The 21464-nt window shown below is 56.1% G+C and carries 17 protein-coding genes; 8 read left to right on the plus strand and 9 right to left on the minus strand.

Features of this window, described 5'->3' with window-relative positions:
• Positions 1-837 carry a PHP domain-containing protein gene (locus ABNH10_RS08325; RefSeq protein WP_349385504.1) on the minus strand — a complete coding sequence of 279 codons (837 nt, stop codon included), beginning with the start codon at positions 835-837 and terminating at the stop codon, positions 1-3.
• 223 nt (positions 838-1060) lie between these two features.
• Between ABNH10_RS08325 and ABNH10_RS08330 the strand changes: the two genes are divergently transcribed.
• The 3 genes from ABNH10_RS08330 to ABNH10_RS08340 all read left to right on the plus strand — a co-directional run bounded on the left by ABNH10_RS08330 (position 1061) and on the right by ABNH10_RS08340 (position 2823).
• Complete coding sequence (locus ABNH10_RS08330) at positions 1061-1735, plus strand: inner membrane-spanning protein YciB (RefSeq protein WP_349385505.1); 675 nt, start codon at positions 1061-1063, stop codon at positions 1733-1735.
• Positions 1713-2012, plus strand: coding sequence for a YciI family protein (locus tag ABNH10_RS08335; RefSeq protein WP_349385689.1), 300 nt, complete (start codon positions 1713-1715; stop codon positions 2010-2012). Before ABNH10_RS08330 ends, ABNH10_RS08335 begins: the two co-directional genes overlap by 23 nt.
• Positions 2013-2160: 148 nt before the next feature.
• Positions 2161-2823: a TIGR04211 family SH3 domain-containing protein gene (locus tag ABNH10_RS08340; RefSeq protein WP_349385506.1), complete on the plus strand. Its 663-nt coding sequence runs from the start codon at positions 2161-2163 to the stop codon at positions 2821-2823.
• A gap of 79 nt (positions 2824-2902) precedes the next feature.
• Here the strand turns inward: ABNH10_RS08340 and ABNH10_RS08345 are convergent, their stop codons facing one another.
• On the minus strand, positions 2903-4096 hold the full coding sequence (locus ABNH10_RS08345) for a hypothetical protein (RefSeq protein ID WP_349385507.1): 1194 nt from the start codon (positions 4094-4096) through the stop codon (positions 2903-2905).
• Positions 4097-4137: 41 nt separating this feature from the next.
• On the opposite strand from ABNH10_RS08345, the gene yihG reads away from it, so the two are divergent.
• Both yihG and ABNH10_RS08355 read left to right on the plus strand, forming a co-directional pair.
• A complete protein-coding gene (gene yihG / locus ABNH10_RS08350) occupies positions 4138-5031 on the plus strand; it encodes a 1-acylglycerol-3-phosphate O-acyltransferase, YihG family (RefSeq protein WP_349385508.1) in 894 nt (297 codons plus the stop codon).
• Positions 5032-5072: 41 nt separating this feature from the next.
• Positions 5073-7643 carry a DUF349 domain-containing protein gene (locus ABNH10_RS08355; protein WP_349385509.1) on the plus strand — a complete coding sequence of 857 codons (2571 nt, stop codon included), beginning with the start codon at positions 5073-5075 and terminating at the stop codon, positions 7641-7643.
• Positions 7644-8082: 439 nt separating this feature from the next.
• On the opposite strand, the gene ABNH10_RS08360 is transcribed toward ABNH10_RS08355, so the two are convergent.
• Complete coding sequence (locus ABNH10_RS08360; protein WP_349385510.1) at positions 8083-8697, minus strand: DUF924 family protein; 615 nt, start codon at positions 8695-8697, stop codon at positions 8083-8085.
• Positions 8698-8702: 5 nt separating this feature from the next.
• Positions 8703-9338: an arylesterase gene (locus tag ABNH10_RS08365; protein ID WP_349385511.1), complete on the minus strand. Its 636-nt coding sequence runs from the start codon at positions 9336-9338 to the stop codon at positions 8703-8705.
• Between ABNH10_RS08365 and ABNH10_RS08370 the strand changes: the two genes are divergently transcribed.
• Both ABNH10_RS08370 and ABNH10_RS08375 read left to right on the plus strand, forming a co-directional pair.
• Positions 9337-10014 (plus strand): ABC transporter ATP-binding protein, encoded by a 678-nt coding sequence (locus tag ABNH10_RS08370; protein WP_349385512.1) that lies wholly within the window; start codon positions 9337-9339, stop codon positions 10012-10014. The two genes, ABNH10_RS08365 and ABNH10_RS08370, sit on opposite strands and share 2 nt — an antisense overlap.
• Positions 10007-12412 (plus strand): ABC transporter permease, encoded by a 2406-nt coding sequence (locus tag ABNH10_RS08375; protein ID WP_349385513.1) that lies wholly within the window; start codon positions 10007-10009, stop codon positions 12410-12412. The genes ABNH10_RS08370 and ABNH10_RS08375 overlap by 8 nt, the downstream gene beginning before the upstream one ends.
• Here ABNH10_RS08375 and ABNH10_RS08380 read toward each other — a convergent pair.
• Complete coding sequence (locus tag ABNH10_RS08380; RefSeq protein ID WP_349385514.1) at positions 12395-13570, minus strand: multidrug effflux MFS transporter; 1176 nt, start codon at positions 13568-13570, stop codon at positions 12395-12397. The two genes, ABNH10_RS08375 and ABNH10_RS08380, sit on opposite strands and share 18 nt — an antisense overlap.
• A gap of 401 nt (positions 13571-13971) precedes the next feature.
• On the opposite strand from ABNH10_RS08380, the gene ABNH10_RS08385 reads away from it, so the two are divergent.
• A complete protein-coding gene (locus ABNH10_RS08385; protein ID WP_349385515.1) occupies positions 13972-15930 on the plus strand; it encodes a cation:proton antiporter in 1959 nt (652 codons plus the stop codon).
• Positions 15931-16016: 86 nt separating this feature from the next.
• Here the strand turns inward: ABNH10_RS08385 and ABNH10_RS08390 are convergent, their stop codons facing one another.
• The 4 genes from ABNH10_RS08390 to ABNH10_RS08405 form a co-directional block, all read right to left on the minus strand.
• Positions 16017-16424: a MerR family transcriptional regulator gene (locus tag ABNH10_RS08390; protein WP_349385516.1), complete on the minus strand. Its 408-nt coding sequence runs from the start codon at positions 16422-16424 to the stop codon at positions 16017-16019.
• A 181-nt stretch (positions 16425-16605) separates the two neighbouring features.
• Positions 16606-18168, minus strand: coding sequence for an FGGY-family carbohydrate kinase (locus tag ABNH10_RS08395; protein WP_349385517.1), 1563 nt, complete (start codon positions 18166-18168; stop codon positions 16606-16608).
• Positions 18168-19727 carry a glycerol-3-phosphate dehydrogenase/oxidase gene (locus ABNH10_RS08400; RefSeq protein WP_349385518.1) on the minus strand — a complete coding sequence of 520 codons (1560 nt, stop codon included), beginning with the start codon at positions 19725-19727 and terminating at the stop codon, positions 18168-18170. The genes ABNH10_RS08395 and ABNH10_RS08400 overlap by 1 nt, the downstream gene beginning before the upstream one ends.
• A gap of 21 nt (positions 19728-19748) precedes the next feature.
• The gene (locus ABNH10_RS08405) at positions 19749-21359 is read right to left on the minus strand and encodes an FAD-binding oxidoreductase (RefSeq protein WP_349385519.1); all 1611 of its coding nucleotides are present in this window, start codon (positions 21357-21359) and stop codon (positions 19749-19751) included.
• Positions 21360-21464: the final 105 nt, after the last annotated feature.

Raw genomic sequence — 21464 nt, forward strand, 5'->3', positions numbered from 1 at the left:
TCAGTAGCGGCCTTCCCAGACCGGGGTGGCACCCGCAGGGACCGCCGGCAGCCTGCCCAGAGCCAACCAGCGCTGTTCTGGCGAATGGAAATCAGAGCCTGCAGATACCCTTAGGTCGAAATGCTGCCAGCATTCATCAAGCAGTGCTTGCTGGTGCGGCGTCAACCCGGGCATGGCCACCTCCAGGCCATCACCACCAGCCGCTTTAAACTGACCGAGGAAGTGCCGTAACCGCTTGCGGGTCATGTTATAGGCCTGAGGGTGCGCGAGTACCGCAGTACCACCCGCTGAATGGATTGCAGCAATGCCCTCCTCCAGTGTGCACCAGGGCGTGGCCACAAAGGCTGACTGACCCTGCTTGAGGAAACGGTTAAAGGCATGTCGGTGGTTACGCACTCGCCCCGTTTGCTCAAGCAACTTGGCAAACCATGGACGACCGGGGGCCTCATTATCGGCAAGCTCACAGGTGCGCTCATAGCTGTTGGCTAGACCGGCAGCCTTATCTAACCGGCGACCGATTTCACGAGCTCGATTGATTCGCGCCTCATTCTGAGCACACACCCGCGACTGTAAATCTGAGTTCGCCACGTCGACCCACAAACCCAGCACATGGAATTCCCGGTTATCATGGCGAACCGACAGCTCGATACCATTGATCAGGGTTAAGCCACACGCTTGAGCGGCCTGATGCGCTTCTTCCAAACCGCGTAACGTATCGTGATCGGTCAGGGCCAGGTGCGTCACCCCATAGTCTGCGGCCCTCGCCACTAGGTCAGTGGGCGACAAGGTGCCATCGGAGGCCAGGCTGTGGCAGTGCAGATCAAAACACGCGGTCATAAGAACTGTTTATCAGGTTGTTTTTCGGATTGTGTGGCGGATACCGGAACCGCCGTGGAAAAATCGGGTCGATTACGCTACCACAGTAAGACGAAAAATAATGCAGGGCGGCAGGATGAATTGCCTGCCTGATGCCGTTACCATCGGTGCCCTGTGAATGGCCGGCCGTGCCGCTGCGCCATTCGTGTTTGCTATCGGCCCGGCACGGGATAAGGCGCTGCTAATGAAGCAACTGTTTGATTACCTTCCGGTAATTGTCTTTTTTGGACTCTACTTTCTCGGCGGCCGAGACATCATGTTGGCCACGTGGGGCATTTTGATTGCCACCACTGTCCAGGTCACCTTTGGTTGGCTTATCTGGCGTAAGGTGCAGAAGATGCACCTGATCGTCTTTGTCATCACGTTGATCTTCGGCTCGATGACCCTGTTTTTTAATAATGATGTCTTTATCAAGTGGCGCCCATCGATTATCAGCTTCACGCTGGGTGGCGTGCTGTTGCTCGGGCACTTCCTGCGTGAGCGCAACCTGCTCCAGCGGCTATGTGAGTCGCTAATGGTCTCCGGCTTTGGCTTTGTAGTGGCACTCTCGCGCAGAGATTGGTCGCTGCTGAATATCGCCTTCGTCCTTTACTTCGTTTTTATCGGTGCTCTGAATCTGTACATCGCCTTTAATTTCAGCACCGATTTCTGGGTTAATTTCAAGCTTTTTGGCTTTACCGCTCTACAAATGGTCTTTTATATCAGTGTGTTCGCCTATGTTTTTAAGAAAATGCCTGAAGAAGATCGTAAGCGAATAATGAAGCAAGACAGCTCCGCCGAATCGGCTGACGGGAACGATCAGACGACTTCTTCTGACAACGAAAAAAAGGATGACCATGCTGTACGCGATCATCAGTGAAGATATTCCAAACTCTTTGCCGTTACGGCAGCAGGCCCGCCCTGCGCACCTGGCGAGGCTCGAAGCTTTGCGTGATCAGGGCCGGCTTGAGCTGGCCGGGCCTCACCCGGCCATTGATAGCAACGACCCCGGAGAAGCAGGCTTTTCCGGATCACTGGTTGTTGCAGAATTTGAGTCTCTGGCCGATGCCCAAGCCTGGGCGGATGCAGATCCATATATCGATGCTGGCGTCTATACCAACGTTGTTGTGAAGCCCTTCAAGCGCGTTCTGCCCTGAAAGCACGGCACACAGCAGACTGACAGATCATGGCAGTTTGCCATTTTTTACAAAGACACCACGGCCAGCGCGGCGAAATGTGACTATGGTAGCGCCGCTATCCTAATGACTTCTTTAGACTGCGCGGCCTGACTTCAAGGAGTAACTGATGCTCGCTAGATTATTCTGTGTACTGGCGCTGCTGGGCGCATCAAGCACTGCCCTCGCCTCAGCGGCATGGGTAGATGACAGTATTTACGTACCGATTCGTGCCGCCGCTAACCCCAGTGGTCGCATCCTCCATCGCGGGATAAAAAGCGGCACCCGCATTGAATTCCTCGGATTTGAAGGCGACTGGGCGAAAATTCGCCATGGCAACACCGAGGGGTATATTGGTAAACAGTATCTGAGCCAAAGCCCCACTGCCGCTATTCGTCTTGAACGTGCTACTAAGGCCAGCGAGCAAGCCAAAACTGAAGTGGCGAAATTGCGTACTCAACTTGCCGAACTCAAAGGTGAGCGGGATGCCCTATCTGAGCAATCCAGCGAACTGAAAAACTCCTTGAGTTCGCGCAGCAATGAGCTGGAGCAGCTACAGGAAGTCGCGTCCGACCCGATTCGTTTGGATCAGGCCAACCGTCGGCTCAATGAAGAACTCAGCCTGCTCCGTTCCGAGCTTGATCAAGTTAAGGGTGAGAACGTGATGCTGCGAAATAACAACACCTCGCAACAATGGATCACCGGGGTGGGCATTCTGGTTATCGGCTTGATTGCCGGTGTTCTAATGCGCTCACGCTCTGGCCGACGCCAGCGAGGCGGCTGGGCCAACTGATTTGCTGGGGGCCGGGCAATCCGGCCTCCACCCTCCACTTCCCCGCCTCTGTATCTGAATCACCGTTTTGTTATTGTGGTTATTCCCAAACCGGCAGTCCGGCCTGTACCTCCATCCTCAGCACAATCCCCGTGATCCCTTCATAACCCAATGAGCGCGGCCAGAACACATAGGGCTCGATCTCATAAAAAAACCAGGGTCGCCAAACGCTTCTGCGAAAACGTACGCTGGTTCGCCAAGCTTCAATGGCCGCAATGGGGTCAGTGTACCCGTCAAATCCTACCGAATACCCAATTCCCGACTGCTTGCCGAGGCGGGTATAGAGGCTAACCCTTTGGTTGAAATACCAGTCACGGTTCAGCTCGTTATTTTCTTCCGTCAGCTCATATTCACTACTGAAGCGAAAGGTAGACAATTGTGTTACCGGTCGATCCAGCTCGAACAGAGAGTTAATACCAAAGCCTTCCGGGTCTTCCCAATAACCTTTTTGGGTAAACCGAAAATACATTTTGTTGCCGGGCAAAGGCGTGCGCCAACGATAACGGGCCCGCACGAAAGCGGTGATTTCCGAGCGCAACCCGGCATCCAAGTCTAGGTTCATGCGGTCGGGCATCTTGGTGACCCAGCGCAACGCCGTTCGAAAGCCGCTAGAATCATTGCCTACATCTTCTGGACGACTCTCCAGGTCATTGCTTAACTCATCTCCGACATCGTCGTCATTTTCGAAGAGCAAACTTAGCCGCTCTTGGGCATTGGGCAGCTCCACTCTGGCGCGAATTTTTATTTCGCGCCCATCGTCATCGTTATCTTGCCAGCGGCTGGCGCCAATGATCCTGAGCTGAGTGCCGGGTTGCTCCTCATCAATTTCATTTGACCCAATAAAGAAACCATCCACCCAGCGAGTTGGCCCGCAAACCGTGCGCGACATCCAGTCATGGGTTCTATCCACCCAGCTGGCTTCGCCGGAAAGGTGGCCGCAGGGGTTCGGATGAAACAGCCGTTCGGTCGACTCTGGAACAGATTCGGTCGGGCTCTCTTCGGGCGAGTCCTTTGTATCCTGTGCCACGACAGATTGTTCTGGATTACCCTGTTCGGATTTTTCAGCGTAGCCCGGCAACGACGCCCCGGATGCCGAAAGCACAAGCAAAAAGGTCAATAAACGTCGTTTCATTATCCCCATGTGTGCAGCATAGCTGCATGAAATCATTTGCGGAATCTTGCAGTGGCAAATGAGAAGTTGAGCGAAACGGACACAAGACAAGGCGTTTACCATTGGGTAGCATAGTTATTTACGTCGACTGAACGAAACGCGCTATGACCATTTGGCACAAAATCCGGGGTATCCTTGCCCTTATCGGCATCCTGATCAACACCTTTTTCCTCTGCCTACCGCTCTATGCTTTCGCCTTATTGCGGTTAGTGCTTCGCTTTGAAAAGGCACAGGTTCTCTTGTCCCGCATCTTGGTAGTTATTGCAGAGACCTGGATTGCCAACAATAACGCCATTATTTCATTGACTAGCCAGATCAAATGGAAGATCAGCGGCATGGATACGCCAAGCAAGGATCAGTGGTACCTGGTGAGCTGTAACCATCAGTCCTGGGCGGACATCCTGGTGCTGCAACGCATATCCAATCGTCGGGTGCCCTTCCTCAAATTCTTTCTGAAACAGGAATTAATCAAGGTCCCCCTGCTGGGATTGGCTTGGTGGGCGTTGGATTTTCCCTTTATGAAGCGCTACAGCAAGGCTGAACTGGAAAAGGATCCATCACTAAAAGGTAAAGACCTTGAAACAACACGCAAGGCCTGCGAAAAATTTGCCTATTTCCCCACATCGGTGATGAATTTCTTTGAAGGCACCCGCTTCGATACGGAAAAACAGGCAAAGCAGGACTCGCCCTACCGGCACCTGCTGAAACCTAAAGCCGGCGGAGCCGCCTTTACTCTCAATGCCATGTCTGGGCATTTGCGAAATCTGCTGGATGTGACCATTATCTATCCCCCTGGCACACCTCGCTCGTTGATAGCCTTCCTTGGAGGCGCCATGAACGAAGTTGAAGTCGTTGTGCAGCAACGCGTTATTCCTGCCTGGGCCTCAGAGGGTAACTACGAAGACGACGCTGAATTCCGCGCACGTTTTCAGCAATGGATAGGTGAGCTCTGGGCCGAAAAGGATGCATTACTAGAAAGCAAAACGCCGCACGCCTGAAAAATCTAGCGTCGGGCATCTGGCGCACTTTGAGACTTTATATGTTTGGCCGATTTCTGAAACCCCGCTGGCAACACGCCAACCCCGATATCCGACTCAAAGCTATTGAGCAGCTTCATCACAGCGACGATGCCGCTTTGCTTAATCAGCTGGCGCGAGGCGATGCCAGTGCACTGGTGCGCGCCGCAGCCACCGGCAAACTCACTGATTTTGCCGCTCTGGACGAGGTCCACCAGCGCGATGAAGCGCCGTCCGTTCGTGAAGCAGCCTCCCTGCGCATTATGTCGCTGCTGGCTGGCACCACCGATGGAGCCCCCAACAGCGACACTCGCCTGCGTCTGATTCGCCTTACCGACAATCAAAATGTGCTTACCCACGTTGCTACACACAGCCCGGATATGCACAGCCGCATGGCGGCCATTGAGCGGCTCAGCGACGAAGGTGTGCTCTATCAGCTGGCCTTGGATGCCCCCACTGAAGCCCTGCGTGTTGCTTGCGTGCAGAACATCGCGTCCTTGTCCCTGCTCAAACGGCTGGGCAAAGAGGGCCGCGACAAGCGAGTCACACGTCTGGCCCGGGATCAGGCCAGGGCACTTCAGCAACAACAGCAACAAAGTGAGAGAGAAACCGCCAAGGTCTACCACCTCGCGGACCGGCTGGAGCAACATGCTCGGCGTCGCGTGGATGCACTTTACGGGCCTCAGCTTGAGCAACTGGAACAGCAGTGGCAGCAACTTACTCCCAAGGCTTCAACGGATCTTGCCTCGCGGGTCCAGCAAGCGCTCCACCAATGCCGCAACCAGCTAACAGAGCTGCAGGAGCAGACACGGCAACAAGCGCTTGTTGAAACCGCCAACGCAGAACGTGAAGCCGCCGCCCATAGTCTATTCCAATTATTGAGCCAGGCCACACCGGAAACCTGGGATCATCACTTAGGCGAAATGCGCTCAGCGCTGTCCACGCAGCACCGCCGCTGGGAGAGCGCCGACGAGCACGCCCAGGCCTTCGATGAAGACCGCATGGCGTTCAACGATCTGGTGCGCGCCTTTGAGCAACTTCTCACACTGGCCGCCAACATTAATGCCGCGGACTCGCAAGAGGCGCTGACGGAACTAGCTGCGCGCTGGCCGAAAGAGTACCAACCACCTTCCGCATTGCTGACACTGCGCGCCCACGAAGAAGCGGTAGTTGAGCCCATCGAGCCCGGTCGAACCCGGCCAGCACAGCCCCATCGAGGCCTGTTGGTAGCTCTCAAACGCGAGCTTCGCCTAGGGAATCTGCGCCATGCGAATCGCCTTTGGCATAAAGCCCAGGCGATTATCGAAGCCCATAATGACAGCGCTCTTGATGCCGAGCTGAACAAGCTTGTTCCGCGCCGAGCGGAGCTACAGGACTGGCACCGTTTTGCAGCCGAACCGAAAAAAGTGGCGCTGTGTGAGCGAATGGAAGCCCTTGATGGCACCACCATGGATGCCCCGGAACTTGCCACTGCCATTCAGGCTCTCCACGACGAGTGGCGCTCGCTGATGAGCTCGGACCAAGATGAGGACCAGTCTCTCTGGGCCCGATTCAAAGAGGCATCAGACAAGGCCTATCAGCCTTGTCGCGCACATTTTGCTGAGCTGGATACTATCAAAGCCAGCAATCTGCAAAAGCGTATGGCTCTTTGCCAACAACTGGATGACTTTATTACCGTTCAGAACTGGGAAAACGCGGATTGGCACGGCGTCTGGCAAATTCGTCAGCAGGCTCCCAAAGACTGGAAGGCTCTGCACCCCATTCGCTTTACCGATGCACGGGATGTTCAGAAACGCTTCTCCGCTCTGCTGGCCCAGCTCGACGAGCGGCTGAATGGCTATATTGAGAAAGCGGAGAACGAACGTAAACAGTTGCTGGACCAGGCTCGTGCTCTAATGGAGCTTGATGATACCCAGCAGGCAACCCGTGAAGCGCAGGCCATCCAGAAACGCTGGCGACAATCAGCCTGGCTACCTCCCGTGCAGCACCGGGCTTTGCAAAAACCATTTCGCAAAACCATGGACGCGCTTTTCGATGCTCGCAATCGGGATATGGCCGCCCACCGAAAACGGCAGGAACAAGCGGGACAAACATTGGCCACACATATCAGTGCGCTTGAAGACTGCCTGGCTCAACCTTTCACAGACGACAGCGCAGGCAATCTGAGCCGCGCATCGGCCACAGTGGATGAACACCTTGGTGGCGAGCTCCCGCAACCCTTGGTTCGCAAAGCGCAACAGCTCAAACGCCGTGCCAGTGAACGCCTCCAGCAACTCAGCCGCTGGCAACAGTGGCAGCAAATGCGCAATGCCGTCGCGGGCTTGCCGGAAACTGCCGGAAACGAGGAAAGTGACGACGCCCTCACCTTAGCGGTGGCCTTTGAAGCCTTGGCCGGCGTGCCTAGCCCAGAGCTAGAGCGCCAGCGTCGCTTGCAATGGCAACTGGAGCAGCTGCCCGGAGCGATGAAACGACAGCAGTTTGACGCCCGAGAAGAGATGCAGCGATTGCTGGCAGAACACGCGTTGCCGGTGTCTACTGCGATCAAGGCACGGCTACATAATGCCATCGCGGTGCTGGAGCCGGGCAGTGCGTAATCGGTTATCTCGACCTAACCGCTCTTTGAGGTCTGAAAAGACTGCAATGGTTTCGCCCCTAACTCGCAGGCGTTCGCATGGGGTGTCTGGCGATTGATTTTCGTAAGCTGAACAGTCCCATGGGGCTGCATTGGTATGATCGCCATTATCCATAGGCCATCATTTCAGTAGCAGCCACCGCTTCCGTTAACCATTGTAGATGCCAATGGTCGTGACCATGCTGAGTCGAAACGAGGAGGTGTGGGGCAAGGTGGCAGAAATCGAGTTTGTGCATCCAAAAAAAGACGGGCTGCGTTTACAGATACCATCATCGACGATACTCGTGCGCAACCTGACAAGGGAAAGTACCTGCCCACCTAGCCGGTGGAGATTGTTGATACAGCAAGAGCCGTCTTGAAGACGCGATAGATTCGCTGCAAATCTGAAAAACCCGATCGCCCTACTGCCCAAAACCTGAGCTGGCTTCCAAGAAACGCAGCTCTTGTGCTGTACTGTCCCGGCCAAGCGCCCGATTTCGGTGCGGGAAACGCCCAAACGTCTGGATTATCTGCAAGTGCTGTCGGGCTGACTTCAATGTGCCGTCCACATGATGTGCAAATGGCTGGGGAGCGTGTGCCTGGATCACTTCCAGTGAGGTGAGGCATTGCTCTTGCAGACCTTCATCTTCGGCATGCATCAGCGGCATAACAAAAAACACCTGCCCACACAGGGGTAGCTTGCTGTGCATCTGGCGCGACAGCCCTTCGATGGCCAGGGTGGCCGCCCGGTGATCGCCACTAAAAGCCTCAGCCTGCCCTCGATAAATATTGCGGGTAAACTGATCCAGCAAAATGATTAGCGCCAGCCGACCAGCAGGATTGCGCTCCCAGTCCACCAGCTCTTGGTGTAGCGCAGCTTCCACCAAAGCCCCAAAGTGATACTCAATTTCTGCGTCATCGTCTGCGGTCGCCGCGAACCACTGCCTTGCCACCTTGCCTGATGGCCAGCCCAGTTCCATGCCATCCTGAAACCAGTAGTCCAGTATTCCCTGCCATGAGGGCCCCAGATTCAACATGTTTTTCACTCGGTTTCGGTACTGATATGGCTACGGCACCGTGACGGCAATTGCGTCTCGATAACCGATAACGCGGTTTCCAATAGCAATGGCTGTGCTTCAATCGTTGGGTGAATGCCATCGCCCTGCATCCATCCCTGCTCGATCACACCCTCCAGAAAAAAAGGTACCCAAGGTACCGAGGTGGACTGCGCAACGTCACGGTATTGCCGTTCAAACAAGGCCGTATATTGCTGCCCATAGTTGGGGGGGATACGCATGCCCAACAACACCACGTCGGCCTCTGCCTGCCGCGAGAGTGAGATCATCTGCTCAAGGTTGCTGGCCATGACCATGGGAGACAGGCCACGCAGACCATCGTTACCTCCTAGTTCCACCACCACCAGATCCGGTTTGTGGCGAGCCAGCAGCGTCGGCAACCGTGATTTACCGCCAGCAGTAGTTTCCCCGCTTACCGATGCATTAATCACTGGAAAATCCGGGCACCTTTCCTTCAGCTGTCGGTCCATAAGGGCAACCCAGCCGGATGATTTTTCAATCCCGTAGGCAGCACTGATACTATCGCCCAGTATCAGCACGCCATTGGCCTGAACGGATGCCGCCAGGCACAACAATTGAACCAGCAGAAGATATCTTGCCATGAATACAACGTCTCCCGTTTTGCTTGCCCACAATATTTGTAAGCGTGTTCAAGGCCCAGAGGGTGGGCTCGATTTGTTGCAGGATATCACGCTTGAAGTGAACGCCGGTGACAGCCTGGCAATTACCGGCCCTTCCGGTTCCGGCAAGTCCACTCTACTGTCCGTGCTGGCCGGGCTCGATGTACCCACCAGCGGTGACGTGCAACTGGGCGGCGCCTCATTCAGCCAGACCAATGAAGATGAGCGGGCACGATTGCGCGGCGAGCAATGCGGTTTTGTCTTCCAGCATTTTCAGCTAATCAATGATTTAACTGCGCTAGAGAATGTGATGTTACCGTTGGAAATACTCAACCGTGACCATCGCCGGGAACAGGCTATGCAGTGGCTGGAACAGGTGGGGCTGGGGCGTCGTCAGCACCACTTCCCGGCGCAACTGTCTGGCGGCGAACAACAGCGCGTCGCCCTGGCCCGGGCTTTTGTGGTCTCCCCGGCGCTACTGTTTGCCGACGAACCCACCGGCAGCCTGGATTTCGCCAACGGCGAGCATGTGGCCGATTTATTGTTTTCCCTGAATGCAGAACAGAAAACCGCGTTAGTGCTGGTCACGCACGACCCACAACTGGCGGCACGCTGTGAGCGCTCGGTTTGCCTGGCGGAGGGCCGGCTCAGTGTTTAAACCCTGGCGTTCTCCCGCTTTTCGAGTGCAAGCCATTGCCTTACTGGTAGCCGCTTTCGCCATGACCGCCATGCTGATTCTACGCGACAGCGTGGACCAGCGTTTTAACCAGCGCACGGCGGTTGCATTAGGCGCTGACTGGATACTGGAAGGGACCCGATTTCCGGAGCCCTCCCAACAACAGGCGGTAGCTGACCTTCGTCATGCTCAGGCGGTAAGCTTTTCCAGCGTATTGATCAACAACGATCAATTCCTGCTCGCCAGCATTCGAGCTTTATCTGAGGATTTCCCGCTCTATGGCGAACTATCCGTCAGCGATAGTCGATTCAGCGAACCCTACCCAATAGGACATGGCCCAAAGTCCGGTACCGTCTGGCTGGCAGGTCAGGCGCTGGACCGGCTGGGTTTAAAAACCGGCGAGTTTATTACCCTTGGTGAACGCAGTTTTCTCATCACCAAAGTGCTAGTGCAGGAGCCGGACCAGCAGGCGGGTTTTTATAGCATGAACCCCCGTGCGCTGATTCACCTGGCGGACCTTGAAAGCACCGCAGTGCTTGGCCCGGGCAGCCGCTATCGTCACCACCTATTGGTGGCAGCGGATGATGCCCAGCGAACCGCGCTAGATAAACAACTCAGCGACACCCTACGTTCGGACCAATCCATTGAAACCGTAGGCACCACGGAACTGCGCAGCCGAGGCCCGGTTGAGCAGATGTTCCTCTGGTCACAATTGGCGGTGATGTTAGTGGTGCTGCTGTGCGCTGCGGCCATTTATCTCACTGCCAGCCACCGCGCACGGCAACAACAGACACTGTGTGCCGTCATGAAAACAGTGGGCGCCCGGCAACAGCAAATCGTCCGGCGATTACTGGGTGGCGATGTGCTGGCTCTGCTACTGCCGATTCTTGCCGGGGTCGGGTTGGCGGTGCTGGTAGGCTGGCAACTCGCAGCCTTACTAGGAGCAGATGGCCTGTTTGTCTCCCCCGTAGTCTGGGGGCTGGTGGGGCCAGTGCTACTCTGGCTTGGGTTCGCCGCCCCGACCCTGTGGGCCAGCCTGTCCTTGCCGGCTACGGCACTGCTCAGTGGCCACGAGGCGCCCGCCAGGCTGGGGCGGCGTGTGCTGCTTATCGCTATCCTCACCCCCATTCCACTAGCCGCCATCATGACCGGCTCCCTGGCCGCACTCTGGCCACTGCTGCTGCTTACCCTTGCGGTATCACTCGGCTTGCCGATGATCCTGTGGCCGCTGGTAATGCTGATGGACCGCTTCAGTGCCCGGCTTGGCCTGCCTGGCCGGCTTGCTTTGCGCAGGCTCAGCCGCCGCAAAGCGGCTACCCTACCCTTGTTAGCCGCGCTGATTATTTCTCTCTCCGTGTTGTCTCTGTCGGTTCAGACTGGGCGCGAGCTGCTCGGTGACTGGCGAGCAACATTGCCTGAGCAAGCCCCCAACTATTTCGTCATTAACTTGTTTGATCAGGATCTTGACGATTTCAAGAACTGGCTTACGGACCATAACAGTGAATCCCAGCCGCTCTATCCGGTAGTTCGGGCGCGCCTTACTGGGATTAACGATGAGCCGGTGCGCGACGCCGTTACCAAAGAACAAGACCGGGCCGAGCGGGCCCTAAACCGGGATCTATCGCTTACCGAAGCTGCACACCTGCCCGAGAGCAACAAGCTTACGCATGGCCGCTGGGCAACCGGTCCGGAAGAGGTCACGGTGGAAACCAAATTGGCTGAATCACTGGGCCTTGAGTTGGGCGACTCACTCACCTTTACCGGCGCCGGGCCGGCTATCAATGCTACCGTGGTGGGCCTGCGAGAGGTGGACTGGGAAAGCTTTGCGCCCAATTTCTATTTCATCTTCTCGCCGGACACGTTGAAAGCCCAGGGCCGCACCTGGATTACCAGCTTTTTCCTGCCCGAAAAACAACAGGCGGAACTGGGTGGATTGGTGCAAGAGTTTCCACAGATCAGCCTGCTGGACGTGAATGCCATTCTCGCCACGCTCCAGGACATCATTGGCCAGGCTAGCCGTGCCGCTTTTGTGGTGGGTGTATTGCTGTTACTGGCCGCATTGCTGGTGCTTATGGCCGCACTGTTGGCGATGACCGATACCTTGCGGCGTGATAATCACTTGCTGGTGGTTATTGGCGGGCGCCGTGCCTTACTGCGTAAGACCGCGGCACTACAGGCGTTCTATCTGTTCGGTGGTGCGGCGCTATTAGCCAATTTGATTCATCTGGCCGCATTGATTCCATTGGGTATGGGCCTGTTCGACAGCCGGCTACCGCTAAGCGCCTGGCTGCTACTGCCCTGGAGTATCGCCGCTCTAGTCACGCTAGCCGCTTTGCTGGCACCACCGCTGATGCCCAAAGCATCAGCGACGAGCCACTAACGAAAAGGCACCCCAAGCGGCCACGCTACTGGCGGCCATCAAAACGGTCATGGGCAGCGTACTGCCGTCGTGAAGTATGCCGAGCACGATGCCAATAAGACCCGCGAGCAAAAATTGCAAGGCGCCGTTCAAGCCAGTGGCAGCACCACTATCGCGGTCAAACAAGTCCAGGAAGCTGGCGATACCGTTGGGCATGATCAGTGCCACCATGCCGGCCGCCACCATGATTAACGGCACCACCAACCACAAGGTCAGCAAGCCTGCTAACGCTAACACCAGCAGCGTCACACACGCGGTCATTTGTAGCGCCAGCGCCACGCGCATAATTGAGGCGCTGCTATAGCGGCGCAGCAACAAGACATTCAACCGGTTCATGCCCAGCATGGTTACTACGTTGGCCCCGAAATACAGTGGAAACGCTTCCGGGCTAATGCGGAAATACTCCATGTAAAGAAACGCCGCATCGGTAATGAAGGTAAATAAGGCCGCAAACGCTAGGCCATTGGCCAAAATAAAACCCATGGCCGGGCGATTACGCAATACCCGGCCATAGGCCAGGAACATGCGTTGGCGCAGAGGCTCGCTACTGGGCTTCACCGCCACACTGGGCAGCATAAATCGCACAATACCGAACAGCATCAGCCCATAAAGGGCCAGCATGTAGAAAATGCTCTGCCAACCCAAAAGCTTAAGCAGCAGCGCCCCCAGTGCTGGAGCAAGTAGCGGCGCCATCAGCATGACCAGACCGATCGTGGTCATGACCTTAGCTGCCTCCTTACCTGTGAAATGGTCTCGCACCGAGGCGGCAGCAATCACCACCGTGGCACCGCCGCCCAGGGCTTGTAAGAAACGCAGCACATAGAGCATGTCGATACTGGATGACAGCGGGATGCTTAGGCAGCCGAGAATGAACAAACACAGCCCCACATAGGCTACCGCCTTGCGGCCAAACTGATCAGAAAGCGGCCCGCCCAACCATTGGCCTGCCGCCACACCCAGCACATAGACACTTACTGATACTTCGACCGCATGGATTTCCACCGCAAAATGCCTGGACATGGCCAGTAATGCGGGCAAATAGGTATCAATGGCCAATGGCCCCAGCGCCACCAGCGAGGCAAGCAGAAATGCCAAGCGGCTGGGAGAAAGAGTTTGCATGGAAGATCCTGATACAGTTACGAGGTCCGACAATCAGTCATGAATCAAGCCTGATGCAAGGTATATTCTCCAAGCCCGAGTGAACACATGATCGGGCAGGATGGTAACGTAATCGCTGTGGGCTTTCAGTTACTGGCTGAACCTAAGCCGGGTTTATTATAAAAAATCCGTTACGCGGCACTAGCTATCATGGCGCTCAACAGGAACAGCCACGGTACACTAAGACGCTGCCTCAGCCAGAATACGCATTTACCGGCTCGAACAATCAGGCATAATGCGCCAACGCGCGGCAGGGAAATCATCTCCGACCCCACTCTGTCGCGAGCTACATCCTGTCCTGCCGCCCGATGGATAGTGGCGTACACGAGGGTTGTGGAACCGTCTAATCACCTAGGAACTTCATGGATTTAAGTGTCCCTTTCCAGTTAGCCATTATCACTGTGGTCGCCTTCCTCTGCCAATGGTTCTCCTGGAGAATCAAGCTTCCCGCCATCTTGCCGCTGCTATTGACGGGCCTGGCGTTTGGCCCGCTTTTTGGCATATTGCAGCCCAAAGAACTGTTCGGTGATTTGCTGCTGCCCGGTGTATCTTTGGCGGTATCCATTATTCTTTTCGAAGGCGCCATGACGCTGCGCTTTGATGAGATTCGCGGCCTGGAAAAAACCGTTCGCCGGCTAGTGACTTGGGGTGCGCTGGTCACTTGGAGCATCGCTACGGTCTCCGCCTGGTGGTTGCTAAAACTCCCCCTGGGCCTCGCTTTGCTGTTCGGGGCACTGGTCGTGGTGACAGGCCCAACCGTTATTGTTCCTCTACTACGCAGTGTCCGCCCAGTGAGCAGCGTATCTCGATTGCTTCGCTGGGAAGGCATTGTTATCGATCCACTGGGTGCTATTTTCGCTGTATTAGCCTACGAGTTGGTAGTGGCTAGCGGCCAAGATGGTGCCGTGCTACACACTTTATGGCTGTTCTTCCAAACCATTGGGGTAGGCGCAGCTATCGGGTGTGTGGTGGCTTTTGGGTTGGCGGAACTGTTACGCCGGCATCTGGTCCCTGAATATCTGCGTAGCTTTCTGGTCCTGTCATCCATCATTGGTGAATTCGTCTTGGCCAATGGTCTGAGCGAGGAATCCGGGTTGGTGGCGGTTACCGCTACCGGGATTGTGCTTGCAAACCGTAAAGGAGTGCGCACCGACGACATTCTCCACTTCAAAGAAAACCTCTCGGTGATGCTAATTTCCGGCCTCTTTATCGTGCTTGCCGCACGTTTGGAAATGAGCGAACTCAGCCAGCTCGGTGTTACTGCGCTTGCAGTGTTAGTGATTATTCAGTTCGTTGCCCGGCCACTGTCGGTATGGGTATCCACCCTGGGTTCGTCACTGAATTGGCGCGAAAAGTCACTGCTCGCCTGGATTGCACCACGGGGCATTGTCGCCGCGGCGATCTCGGCCCTGTTCGCCGAACGGTTGCAGCAAAACGGTGTTCCCGGTGCCGAAAAACTGGTGCCACTTACCTTCATGGTGATTATCGGCACGGTGGCGTTACAGAGTCTCACCGCTCGCCCGCTGGCTCGCCTGTTGAAAGTAGCAGAACCGGCGCCACGCGGCTTTCTGATTATAGGCGCTAACCCGGTGGCCCGGGCCATTGGCGCTGCCTTGCAGAAGAACCAATACCCGGTAGTGGTCACGGATTCCAGTTGGGAATCTATCCGTTCTGCCCGAATGGAAGGGCTGGGAACCTTTTATGGGAACCCCGTCTCGCAGCATGCTGACCAATATTTGGATCTGGTTGGCTATGGAAAACTGTTGGGCTTAAGCCCTCGGCGAGAGCTCAACACAATGGCAACCATGCGCTATCGGCTGGAATTCGGAGAGCAAAACATCTTCAGCCTACCCACGCAAAAAACGGAAAAGGAAGTGAAGCATGAGGTAGCTCCGGAGCACCGCGGCGCCACCCTATTCGCTCCTGACATGACCTATGCCCGCCTGGCCAGCCTGCTCAGCCAAGGCGCAGAAATTCGTAAAACACGGCTGAGCGAAGAGTTTAGTTTTCAAGCTTACAACGAAACACCAGGACGCCAAGTTTGGCCATTATTTGCCATCGATCCCCGCGAGCATATCTCAGTATTTTCTGCTGAAGAAAGCCCGGAACCTAAAGCGGGTTGGTATATTCTCGGCTTGGTGAAAGAGGACGCAGCCAAGGAAGAGAAGAAGGCTGAAGCTCGCGCCGAGGCGGCCGCCGAAAAGGTAGCGGCTGAGAATAAAGCAGAGGATAAAGCCGAGCAAAAGAACAACAAAGGTAACGGAAAGGCCGATAAGAAAAAGGCCTCACAACAGGTGGCAGGCAAAACCCAGCAAAATTAACCTGCTTCCTCACTGCTAACTCAATAGCCTGCCCAACTACACCGGGCAGGTTATTGAGTTGATAAAAGAGACTCGACTCTGAATCCTCATTCCCCTGCAAATGAGTCAATCAGCCCGCACACTCGGCCATCATCCAGCCGGCAATCCGGTGCCCCCTGCCATTCCTCCATGGCATCACGCATGCGGACACTAAGTGCCTGCAGCTCAGCAATTCGGGCTTCTACCTGATTTAGCCGGTCTTCAATTAAAGTGCGAACCTGGCCGCAAGGCGTCTCCCCTTCACGGGATGCCTGGATCAGCGACTGAATATCGCTGAGGGTAAAGCCCAGAGAGCGAGCTTTTAGCGCAAAGCGTAACAACCGCACGTCCTCAGCGCGGTAATAGCGATAGCCATTATGGCTGTCGCGGCTGGGAGCCAGCAAACCAATATCGGTATAGTGGCGAACCGTTTCAGCTGTGGTTTTAGCGTGTTTTGCCAGTTCCGATACGCGCATCAATGCTACTCCTTATCAGAAAACAGGGAAGGTGCGGAGCGTGACTGAGCCCACTGCCGCAAATAGCGTCAACGAGTCCATAACGGTCTCGACGCTGAACTGCTGTGTCAATGCGCCCCCAACATTCGTCGCTTTCGGGATTTCGCTCACATCAAGACCACAGGCCGCAGCTCGGACGGCACTAAACCCGTGCCGGGTAACCGGTAATACGCCGAATAGAGCGATATAACGGCGCCAGCCGGGGATAAAGCTTCAGGTACACGCCACGGTAAAGGTCGTCGTAATGGTGCGCGATTGCTGCATCAGGCAAAAAGGTATCACCGGCACGGGTCATCGCGGCCACCGCCGAGGGATAATCCGGATGCAGGCCCAGAGCCACCGCCGCATTGATGGCCGCCCCCAGCCCGGAGGTTTCCGTGGTGTGAGGTCGAATCGCCGGTAAATTAAAGATGTTTGCAGTGATCTGCATGATCGCATCGCTTTGCGACCCTCCCCCAGAAACACGCAGGGAGGTCACCGCAATGCGGTTGCGCTTCTCCAGTCGCTCTTTGCCCTCGCGCAGCGCATAGGCAATACCTTCAATAATTGCGCGGTACAGGTGGGCACGGGTATGCACATCGCCAAACCCTATAATCGCTCCTTTCGCTTCCGGGCCAGGAATCCGCACACCAGGGTTCCAAAATGGTTGCAGCATCAAGCCCATGGCACCCGGTGACGTTTGTTCCAACAAGGCTTCAAAAAGCGTTTCAGCAGCCACGCCAAGCGTTTCAGCCTGTTGTACTTCCTGTTGCCCAAACTCTCGCTTGAACCAGTTCACCATCCAGTAGCCGCGCTGAACAATGATCTCGGAATTATAGCGATCAGGCACCGCCGCCCCGTAGGCCGGGACAAAAGTAATAGGCTCCACATAGCGCTCATTACACGTATTGAAGGTCGCTGTGGTGCCGTAGCTGAGGTTGCCGATTTCCGGTGTAAACGCCCCGGCACCAAGCACTTCGCAGGCCTTGTCTGCGCCGCAAGCAATCAATGGCAAGCCTTCGGGGATGCCGGTGGCTTGGCAGGCTTGCTCTGTGATGGTTCCCAGCGTTTTGCCAGGCTCGACCAGTTCGGGGAGCTGTTCGCGGTGTACCCGCAACGCCTTCCACTTAAGGTCATGGGGCGGCGCCCAACAGCGCCCTTTGTAATCAAAGGGAATGTAGCCGACTTGGGACGCGGTGCAATCGCGCAATTGCCCGGTAAGCCGGTAATTCAAATAGCCGGAAAGCAGTAAAAAGTGTCGGGTTTGCTGCCAAATTGCCGGCTCATCCACGGCCAGCCAATTGCATTCGGCCTTAGCCTGGAACTGCCGGAGTGTTTCACTCTGGCCCATCATCGTTACTGGCGTAGCCAGCCACCAGGGTAGCCGAGGAATGGAATCTGTTCGGCGTTGATCCAACCATATAATCGCCGGGCGCAGCGGCTGCTTATTATCATCAAGGCACACCACCGAGGCCCGCTGGGTGGTCAACGCCACCGCTATAACACGGTGTTTCAGTGGCTCGTGCTGTTGCCATAAACCCTGACACGCCAGCCCAAGCTGCTCCCAAAAATAATCGGCGTGCTGTTCTGCTTGGCCTGGTTTATCAGAAAAGTAGGGTTCAATATGCTGCTGATAGCGGGCAACCAGTTCACCTTTACGGTTAAACAACATGGCCCGGGCACTCTGTGTACCCTGATCCAGCGCCAGTACCAGCGGGTCGTCCATTATCTTGCCTGCTGCCCAGGAGCGCCATCAGCCTCAACGGTCTCTGTGGCATCGCCCTTACTGGCTGGGGCGGGTACGCTATAGAATCGCTGATGGATACCCCTATAGCGAACAAGCTCCTTATCCCACTGCGCATCATCCCAGCCCAGGGTTTGCTGGATTTGCGGGCGTAACCCGTTCAGCGCGGCTATACCTGCTGCAGGCTTTAGCAGCCCTAACCTCGTGCGGCGCAGCATTAAGTCGTCTAGGTGCACAACGGATTCATGGTCCAAAACCCACTGGATAAATGCCGGGTTCGACTGATCCGCATGCAAGAAGGCCTCCACCGCGTGGGGCGCATTTTCCAGTGGAGCAAAGCTTGAGGCTTTGCTTTTCTGACTGCGGCGATGTTCGCCATCATCGATTAATCCGGTAGCCAACAAGGCATCCAGTGCAATCAAACGGAACGTCGTCAGCTTGCCGCCACTCACCGTGACAATGCCGTTGTCGCCCCAAACAGCATGGTCCCGGCGCTCTTTGGACGGATCTACACCTTTACCAGAGGCAATCACCGGGCGCACCCCGGCAATGGTGGAATAGATATTCTCGCGGGTCACATTGCAGCCTGGAAACTGGGTATTAATGAGTTTGAGAAGATATACCACTTCGCGGTCACTGGCCGCTGCCTCAATATCCATGTCCTCAGGATGATCCAGATCCGTCGTGCCCACACAAGTGACGCCTTCCCAAGGGAATACGAACACCGGCCGGCCGTCATCGGGATGCATCACTGTGAGGCAGTCGTTCACCGACAATACGGCGGGATCGATAAACAGGTGGCTGCCGCGTAATGGCCGCACCCGAGCCTCAGCACCAGAAAAACGATCGGCCCAGGCCCCCGTAGCGCTCACCACTGCCGACGCGCTGAGGGTTACCCGTTCGCCACTAACACGGTCCTCCACGGCAACGGCGAAGCCCTGCTCACTCCGCTCGGCTTGAACAACGCGAGCGTAATTGTGTGCCAATCCGCCATGCCGGGCGCCTTCCAACAAAGTACGCATCACTAAACGACAATCATCGGTCAGGGCATCGGTGTAACACATGGCACCGGTGAGATCTTGATTCCGCAAACCGGGTACTCGTTCCAGTAGCTGCTTGCGGTTCAGGTAACGATGATCGCGGATACCCGCCAGAAAATCATATAGCCACAGCACCATCTTCATGGGCCAACGCCCGGGGAAGACCCCTTTGCGTAACGGGAACAGGTAGGTGGCCCGCTCTACCAGGCCCGGCAACTCATTCAGCAGCCGTTCGCGCTCAAGCAGAGAGTGCCGCGTCAGGGTGATGTCACCCTGGGCAATGTAGCGCAGACCACCGTGCACCATCTTCGAAGAACGGCTGGAGGTGCCCCAAGAAAAGTCAGTCTGCTCCAATAACAGCACGCGGTGGCCGCGCCGGGCCGCTTCCAGCATGACGCCCGCGCCAGTAATGCCGCCGCCAATGACGATCAGGTCCCAGTGTGGGGCTTGTGGCGCTGTCGGTGTGGCTAATTCTGTCAGCGTGCGGCGTTGGCCGAGCATAAGATCCTCCCTGTGTAGCCGTTATCGAATCGTTCGCGGAGCGTTCTCGATCAGGCAACCTGGATTAAGGCGGTGCTGAGGATCGAAGTGATTCACCAGCCGATCCAATACCGCCATGCCCAGCTCGCCTTTCTCGTAGTGTAGCCAAGGGGCGTGATCCCGACCCACGCCATGCTGATGGCTGATGGTGCCGCCGCTCGCCACAATGGCATTACTGGCAGCTTCTTTGAGCACGCGCCAGCGCGCCAAGGTTTTTTCATAGCTGTCTGAACAGCGGAAAACATAGGTGGTATAGATACTTGAACCCTGCGAGTACAGATGTGACAGATGGGTAAATACGTGCACCTGCTCGCCATCACCGGCGTTATCACGCACCGCCTTCTCCATGGTCTCCACCGCAGAGGTGACCCGATTCCAGTCCACCGCCGTTTCAAACGTATCCACCACGTACCCGTGTTCCCACAAGCCGTGACGCAAGTACGGGGAACGGAAACGGGACTCTTCCCACTTTTTACCCAGCAACGTACCGACCATCACACCTCCGGCTTGGCGAATGCGTTTGCGTGCTTGGCTCAGCACATGACGTGCCGGGGATTTATCGCCCGTCACCCCGAAGGTGATCATGCATTTACTTTCGCCACAACCGCGCACGCCAAGATACCTATGCAAAATGCCGACCAGTTTTTCGTGGCCAGCGAGCATCAGGTGGGTGCGCGTTTCCTCAGCATTGGACAGGCGCAGCATCGACAGAGGAATCTTCGCCTGAGTCATCTTGCGCACCAGCTCTTTGCCAGTCTCCCAATCCGGGGCAAACGCAACCTGAAAACTTTCCGTTTCTGGCAACGGTGTTACTCGCACTTTGACTTCAGTAATTACCCCCATTCGTCCTTCCGAGCCGAGGATAATTTCGCGTAGATCCGGCCCTGCTGAGGAAGCAGGCATGGTTGGGATGATCAGGGTGCCCTTAGGGGTTTCCACCCTGCCGCCCGCGAACATCTGCTCGATACGGCCGTAGCGCATGGACTGTTGGCCGCTGGATCGACTGGCAACCCAACCGCCGATGGTGGAGAGCTCCCAGGATTGGGGGAAATGCCCCAGCATATAACCCCTTTCATTAAGTTGCTGTTCCACCATTGGGCCTGGTGTTCCGGCGCCGAAGGTCGCAATTTGGCTTTCGGTATCCAAATCAATGAGCTGGTCCATGCCTGCTAGGCTTAGGGTCAAAACCGGCTCATCACTTTCAGGGGGATTGATGTGGCCGGCAACGGAGGTGCCACCACCATAGGGAATCACGGTAATTCCCTGCTCCAGAGCCCAGTCCAGTAGCTCGCGTACGTCCTCACTACTGGCGGGGGTAGCGACCCCATCAGGAAAACGCTCAAACTCACCGGAGCGCATGGCCAGCCAATCTGGCAGGCTTTGCCCTCGCGCATGGCGAAGCCGGATTTCCGGGTGAGTGTCCACACCAGGATGCTCAGGTAACCGGGAGGCAGGCACCTTCGCGACAACCGCCGTCATCTCCGCATCGGGTAACGGTTCTGCACGCCCCAGCCGTTGTTGGACAAACGCCAGCCCAGACGGTTTTAACGGATAGTGGTTATTGCTGTTACCCCAGCCATTCCAGCGTCGCATGCATGCACTCCTTAGTTTCATTCAATAGTAGCCCTGACACGCTTCGCTTTCACTGGCGTAGCAGGACATTGAATGGACTATTTATGACAAAGGAGTGACTTGCGC

The sequence above is a fragment of the Alcanivorax sp. genome (assembly GCF_040119285.1).
In the GTDB taxonomy this organism is placed as follows: domain Bacteria; phylum Pseudomonadota; class Gammaproteobacteria; order Pseudomonadales; family Alcanivoracaceae; genus Alcanivorax.